This window comes from Pedobacter sp., assembly GCF_045628745.1.
Lineage (GTDB): Bacteria > Bacteroidota > Bacteroidia > Sphingobacteriales > Sphingobacteriaceae > Pedobacter.
The window spans coordinates 1-7,340 of sequence record NZ_JAZQPU010000464.1 but is presented as its reverse complement, the minus strand read 5'-3'; the positions used below and the strand labels follow the sequence as shown (position 1 = coordinate 7,340).

Here is a 7,340-nt window from a genome sequence, read left to right as displayed (position 1 = left end):
CCTGAATTTTAGGATGTGACAAAAAATAAGCACCCACTAAATTACCATACCAGGGCCAGTCGTATTCTGTATCTGTGGCGGCATGGATGCCTACAAAGCCTTTTCCAGACTGAATGTATTGCTCAAAAGCCAATTGCTGTTTATCGTTTAACACATCGCCTGTGGTATTCAGAAACACCACTGCAGCATACTGACTTAAATTTTGCTTATTGAAGAGGCTGGCATCTTTGGTGGTATCCACGTCAAAACCATTGGTTTTACCCAATTGCAGCAACGCATTCTTGCCCGCAGTAATGGATTGGTGATAGAATCCACTGGTTTTAAAGAAAACAAGAACTTTGTTTTTTTGTTGGGCCATGCCTGTTATACTGTACATGCTCAACAGCAGAAAGAAAAAGAGAAATAGAGTGCTGCGTTTCATTGTGCTTTGTGTCATAGGTGAAATAGCTGGTCAGGTTTTAATAAATATTCCTTCAAGATAGCATATTTAGCAGGAATTATGGCGAAAAGGATAAAAAAAACCGTGAGCTAATTAGAGGTCTGCTTGTTGATAACTTGTAATGACAGCGCCTCCAATCCACCATGAGTCCAGGGTGAGTCCACCCTTTGTTTGGCATAAGGTGGACTCACCGTGGACTCATGGTGGACTCACTGTGGACTCACCTATATTTGCCCCTAACTGTACCCTAACCCTACACCTTATTTTTACTTACATAAATAATTGTAAATTCGCTTTAAAACATATTTTGTAAATCCTACAGGGCTTAAACAAAATACAACAACAATAGCATATGAAAAAATACCTTCCACTGCTTTCATTGATACTTTTATTATTTGCCTGCAGTACGGCCAATCAGAAAAAACCAAGCGCTGTAAATCCAACCGAATCAAGTGCTAACCTTGAGCTTATCGGTAATGGCACCTGGACGTTGCAAAGTATAGGCAGCAAAAAGGTTGATCCTGCATCACATAAAAATGGCGGACCAACGCTAGAATTGCGTTTAAGTGAATCGAAAGTTTTTGGTAACGGGGGTTGCAACCGTTATTCGGGTAGTATAGCGCTTGAACAAAACAGCATTACCTTTAGCGACCTGATGTCTACCAAAATGGCATGCGAGGCGCTGAGCCTTGAAACTGAATACCTGAGTGCCATTTCGGGCAAAAAGCTGCCTTTACAGGTAAAGGGAGAATACCTTTACCTGGGTAAGGCTGAGCAGCTGCTGACCTTTAAAAAAGCAAAATAAAAAAACAGCCGGGCATTAACAGCGTGCGATTATTTAATTTCAAATTGATAATGCCCGGCTTCAATCGTTAAAGTGTCTGAAACGGCTTTATTTCCCTGGTAAGCGTGCTGACCGTCCTTTAAAGGGAAATACACGGTGGCCGTTGAATTTGCCGGCACCAGCACCTCATAAACAACTTTTTCACCTTTTCTCTTCCATGAAGAAAGAATGGGACCGTAAGGGCCCTCGTGTTCAGCTTCAAAATAGGTTAAACCGCTCACAAAATGAGGCTTAAGCAGCACATGCTTAAAACCGGGATGCTGTTCATCTATCAGTATTCCACCAAGGCCCTTAAAAAACCAGGCACCAATTTCGCCAAACATCATGTGGTTCAGGGAAATGTCTGTTGCGGCTTTGATATCCCAATTTTCATAAAGTGTGGTTGCTCCATTTACAATCCACCAACCCCAGGAAGGGTAGGTATTTTGAACGGCCAATTGGTAGGCTATTTCTTCCTGTCCATTTTCACTTAGCGCATTTAAAATCGCTTTGGCACCTAAAACACCCACGTCAAGGTGCATGCCATCAGCTTTTACCCGCTGTGCGAGATTGGCGGCTACCTTTGTTTTTAAAGAATCTGCTACCAGGCCCCATTGCAGGGCAACACTCAGCTCTGTTTGCAGGCCATTGCCATAAATGCCGGTCTGCGGGTTATAATACTTGTCATTTACTGCCTTTTTAATTTTTTCTGCCAGGGCTGTATAATAGCGCTGGTCGCCCGTTTGGCCAAAGAGCTTCGCTGCCTTTGCCATGATGGTGGCATCAACAAAATAATAAACTGAAGACGTAAATTCTAAAGGAGAGCGCGATTTTACAGGCACCCAATCTCCCCTGCCCCACGAAGTTAAGCCATTAGGACTTCTGCGGGTAATATAATCAACATACTTTTTCATGTTGCCATAGTTGTTTTGCAACAATTGGCTGTCGCCATAAAAAAGGTAGATATTCCACGGAATGATGGCAATGGTGCTGGTCCAGTCGGTTCCATTGTCGGTGCCATAGCCCCAGCCACCAGTAGGAATGATATCCGGCAAAACGCCATTAGGCTGCTGCTCATCACGGTGGTCGGCCATCCACTTTTCATAAATGGTGAGGGCATCGAAGTTATAAAGGCCCGTTTCTATGGCGAAATGACCATCGCCGGTCCAGCCGTTCTTTTCACGTTGCGGACAATCTGTGGGGTAGCCAAATAAATTACTGAGGTATGAATTATTTGTTGCTGCCCACAACTGGTTCAGCAATGGGTTAGAGGATTTTAATTTTCCTGCTACAGGCACATCGCTATGCATAAAATACCCGGTTAGGCTATTTTTAGAGAGCTGCACCGGCACATTGCTGGTTACCTCCACATATTGAAAACCTTTATAGTTAAACTTAGGCATAAAGGTTTCCTTTCCCCTGCCACTTAAAATAAAGATATCGGTTTGAAAAGGATCGCTTTTATCTTTAGGGCGGTAATAAACATCAATATTAGAAAGGTCTAAGCGACCATCGGCCGTTAGGCGTTCCCCATGTTTTAAACGGAGCGTTGTGCCAGCAGCACCTTCTATCGTTAGCTGGCTTACGCCGGCAATATTTCTGCCCAGGTCAAACAGGTAGGTGGTATCATTGATTTTTTTAAGGCTTTGCACCGCTATCGTTTCCACATTTCGGATAGGATGCATCAGTTGACTTACAATTTGTGTAGCAGGAGCTGCACGGAGTCTAGCATTTTTCCACTGCTTGTCATCAAAATTAACCGTATTCCAGCCCTGCTGCTCCAGTCGCCGGTCCTCATGTTCAGCGGTATAGATGCTATTGAAAATAACCGCACCAGAATGTGTTTTCCAGTCCTGCCCAGAGGTGATGACTTCCGTTGTGCCATCTTCATAAGTGAGGCGGAGATCCAGACAAAAAGCAGGGCGAGCCCTCCATGGGGCGGTATCAAAATTCCATACGGCTAAAGATTGCATGTTATACCAACCGTTACCTAATAAAACACCGATGGCATTTTTGCCTTCCTGCAAGGCAGCAGTTACATCATAAGCAACATAAAGGGTGCGCCTGTCGAAACGGGTAAACATGGGGTCGAGTCTGTGGTTCCCCACTTTCTTTCCATTTAAATAAAGCTCATATAAACCCGCAGCGGCTATATAAACTCTTGCAGATTTGATTTTACGAAAAGGCTCAAATACTTTCCTGAAATAGGGTGCAGGGCGATGAATGATGTTGTTGCCGTCGCTGATCCATGTTCCCTGCCAGTTTTCCATGCCCATCATGCCTGTTTCAAAGCTGGACACTGCACTTGTGCTGTTCCTACCCTGATGATCCCAAAGCTCTACCATCCAATAGTATTTGGTGAAAGGCCTCAAGGCATTTCCCTGGTAGGTGATTAAGCTGGTGGCTGCATTGATCTTTTGAGAATCCCAGGAGTTTCCTGTTTTGGCCTTCACCATCGATGAATCATTGCCCACATAAATACGGTAAGCAGTTTGCTTTGCCCCTAATCGCTGGTCATCCATTTTCCATGATAAACGAGGATGGCTAACATCCACCCCAATGGGGCTTATCAAATGCTCACACTGCAGTGCATAAGGCTTTACGATAGCACTAGCATCAGTATAAATGGAAGAAAAAACAAGGAAAAGTATGCAGGAGATAAGAGATGATTTCCACTTCATGATAAATATTTCCCTAAATATGAGAAATATATGCTTCAAAATGAAAACAGCCACCTTTTTAAGGGTGGCTGTTAATGTTGTTTAGAATTTCATCCTTACAAAGGCTTCCATGGCTTCATATTCAGCCAAACCTAAGAGGTTATATTGTTTTGCCGTTTCACTGGTTCTGTGTTCTGCCCTTACCCAGAATTCTCTTTCATCATCGCCAGGGAAAACAGGTTTATCTTTTTGCGACTGGTGTTTGAAGATGGCCATTCTTTTTCTTTCCACTTCTTGTGGCGAAAGTGGTACTGCCATTTCAATTTCATGGATTTCAAATTCATGCCATGCACCGCGGTATAACCAAAACCAGCAGTCTTTAACCCATTCTTCAGTTTCTTTTAAGCGTTTTAAAGCTTGTAAAATGATGTCAAAACATACTTTGTGTGTACCATGCGGATCAGCAAAATCACCGGCAGCAAATACCTGCTGTGGTTTTACTTTATTAAGTAGCTCCATGGTTTGCACAATATCATCTTCATAAGATACATTTTTTTGTGTTTTGCCACGGTCATAGAAAGGCAGGTCCTGGAAATGGATGTTTTCATCTTTCAAACCAGCATATCTTGCACCTGCAGTGGCTTCACCTTTTCTGATGGTCCCTTTAATGGTTCTGATAGGTAGTGTATCTGCCTGGTTAGGTTGTTTGGTTTTAAGAAACTCCCTCATTTCATCGTAAAGCGCTAAAAGCGTTGAAGAATCTATGTTTAAACGTTTATTTAAGTCGATAGAAAATTCAAGGTAGCGTAAAGCTTCATCATCCCACACGGCAGTATTTCCCGAAGTTTGGTAAGCTACATGTACATCATGGCCATGATCTGCCAGTCTGATAAAGGTACCGCCCATGGAAATCACATCATCATCAGGGTGTGGAGAAAAAATAATGGACGATTTTTTAGCAGGCAGCGCTCTTTCCGGGCGTTGGCTATCATCGGCATTAGGCTTACCACCCGGCCAGCCGGTAATGGTATGCTGGATAACGTTAAATACATGGATATTGATGTCGTATACAGGCCCTTTTTGAGTAGCCAGCTGCGACATGCCGTTATTGTTATAATCTTCTTCGGTTAACTTTAAAATTGGTTTCTTTAAAGTTGTAGCCAGCCAGATGACCGCTTTTTTAATCAATTGTTCTGTCCAGATGCAATCTTTTACCAACCATGGCGTATCAAAACGGGTTAATGCTGTGGCAGCATCCTGATCAAGGATAAATTCTACATGATCAGACAACTGTAAATAAGTAGCAGGCACATCGGAAGAGATATTTCCTTCGATTGCTTTTTTAACAATCTCCGATTTCTTTTCGCTCCATGCCATCAGGATAATTTCACGGGCTTTGAAAATAGTACCGATACCCATGGTAATTGCTTTTTCTGGAACATTGGCTTTACCACCAAAGTCTCTGGAAGCATCAATACGGGTTAAATCATCTAAGGTAACCAAGCGAGTACCAGAGTTTGGTGCAGAACCGGGCTCATTGAAACCAATGTGGCCTGTACGACCGATACCTAAAAGCTGAAAGTCAAGCCCGCCAAGTTCACTTATTTTTCTTTCATAGGCAATACAAAAAGCGGCAATGTCATCTTTGGCAAGCGTACCATCGGGAATGTTGATGTTCTCTGGTTTAATGTCAACATGGCTAAACAAATGGTGGTTCATAAACCTCACGTAGCTTTGCTCAGCATCAGGCTGCATTGGGTAATATTCATCTAAATTAAATGTTATTACGTTGTTAAAACTTAAACCTTCTTCTTGATGTAAACGAACTAATTCTGCGTAAACATGAATGGGCGTTGCTCCGGTAGCTAGTCCTAAAATTGCATTTTCACCAGCTTGTTGTTTTTTCTTGATCAACGTTGCAATTCTACCTGCTATGGCTTTAGAAGCCGTAAATTGATCTGCATAGATTCGAACAGGTACCTTTTCAAATCTTGTTTCTTCAAGAAGATTTAATCTTTTCATCTAGTTTTGGTTAATCTTATTATAAAAATAATTGTGAATAGCTATTTAATAGAGATGGTTGTTTATCAATATGGCCTTCTAAGCAGAAGTAATTGTCGGGGGATAAGGTATCCCGGGAAATTTTATCAGGAGATGATGTATGCATACAGTTTGTAATATATGATACACAAATATAATATAATATAAATGTGTGCGCACACATTTATATTATATTTTGGATTTTATTGAATTTGGCGATGGAGTAAAGGGTTAAGAAAAGATGTTTACATCAGGTTGCTCCTCGGTAAAGTAGATGACATTTTCTTTGGTGACTACATCAAGGGGCAGGTATTTAACCTTATTGACTTCCTTTTTAAAGATCAAATGATCTGCAAGGGTATGTAAACCCCAGTAGCCTTGTCCTTTTGGGTTTTGGTTGATCAGGAAACTAATGAAATTATTTGCTAAGAAATGAAGGTTCTTAGGGATAAGATCATAACCAACAAGTTTGATATGGTGGATATTACGCTGCTCGAAATAAGCTGCAATTTTATAGGTTTTAGAGGTAGATACAAATATACCTTTCAAATTGGGGTGCTGCGCTATAATTTGATCCATTTGTATGGTAAAAGCAGCAGCATCTGACCTGATGAATTCGGCTTTGACCAGCTGGTAAGATTGCTGGAAGTTATTTTCTGTAAAATAATCCCTAAAGCCCTGTTCTTTTTTCTCCAGGTGTGCAGAATTGGACAATTCCTCATTAAAATGGGCAATGAGGATTGCACAAGGATCAGGTTGCCCATATTGAATGAGTTTGGCGGCTAAACAGCCACTTTTATAAGAATCCTGTCCGATATAACTCAATGGATCGACTTCGGAAATCTGTGTATTGATGAGCACAAAGGGTATAGCCTGTTCTTTCCACTGCTCAAAAAAAGGAAGTGCTTCGCGGTAAAATATGGGGGATAACAAAATGCCATCCGGGGAGCTGGCTGTGGCAGCAGCAGCTTTTTCTACAAAAGAACTCACCTTATCTGGGTTAAAGAGATAAGTCTGTACCGCTAAGCCATATTGGTTTAAGCTTTTTTCGGCCTCAAGAACACCTGCTGTAGGGCCATACCAATAAGGATCGTACACTTCATCAGGAATTAAAGCTGCAATGCGGTAGGTTTTTTTAGAACCCAAAGCACGGGCCATCATATTAGGTTCATAACCCATCTCTTTGATGATGGTCAGCACTTTCTCCTGCACTTTTGCAGACACTTTTCCCCTGTTATGTAATACGCGGTCTACCGTTCCGGCAGATACTTTGGCCTTTATCGCAATGTCTATAATTCTGATATTTTTGTCTTTCATTCAATTGAGTTGAGGGCAGCGAAATATACGCAATAGTAAACAGAGCTGCTCAACTCTTTTT

General features: G+C 41.8%; 5 protein-coding genes. 1 reads left to right on the top strand and 4 read right to left on the bottom strand.

Features of this window, described 5'->3' with window-relative positions:
- A partial coding sequence (locus tag ACR2F7_RS16665) for a ThuA domain-containing protein (RefSeq protein ID WP_432714670.1) occupies window positions 1–436 on the bottom strand: 436 nt, incomplete at its 3' end.
- Between the two features lie 355 nt (window positions 437–791).
- Here ACR2F7_RS16665 and ACR2F7_RS16660 point away from each other — a divergent pair.
- Window positions 792–1,244, top strand: coding sequence for an META domain-containing protein (locus ACR2F7_RS16660; RefSeq protein ID WP_432714669.1), 453 nt, complete (start codon window positions 792–794; stop codon window positions 1,242–1,244).
- Window positions 1,245–1,273: 29 nt separating this feature from the next.
- On the opposite strand, the gene ACR2F7_RS16655 is transcribed toward ACR2F7_RS16660, so the two are convergent.
- The 3 genes from ACR2F7_RS16655 to ACR2F7_RS16645 all read right to left on the bottom strand — a co-directional run bounded on the left by ACR2F7_RS16655 (window position 1,274) and on the right by ACR2F7_RS16645 (window position 7,279).
- Window positions 1,274–3,943, bottom strand: coding sequence for a glycoside hydrolase family 78 protein (locus ACR2F7_RS16655; RefSeq protein ID WP_432714668.1), 2,670 nt, complete (start codon window positions 3,941–3,943; stop codon window positions 1,274–1,276).
- Window positions 3,944–4,024: 81 nt separating this feature from the next.
- Window positions 4,025–5,944 (bottom strand): glucosamine-6-phosphate deaminase, encoded by a 1,920-nt coding sequence (gene nagB / locus ACR2F7_RS16650; protein WP_432714667.1) that lies wholly within the window; start codon window positions 5,942–5,944, stop codon window positions 4,025–4,027.
- A 249-nt stretch (window positions 5,945–6,193) separates the two neighbouring features.
- Window positions 6,194–7,279, bottom strand: coding sequence for a LacI family DNA-binding transcriptional regulator (locus tag ACR2F7_RS16645; protein ID WP_432714666.1), 1,086 nt, complete (start codon window positions 7,277–7,279; stop codon window positions 6,194–6,196).
- Window positions 7,280–7,340 lie beyond the last annotated feature (61 nt).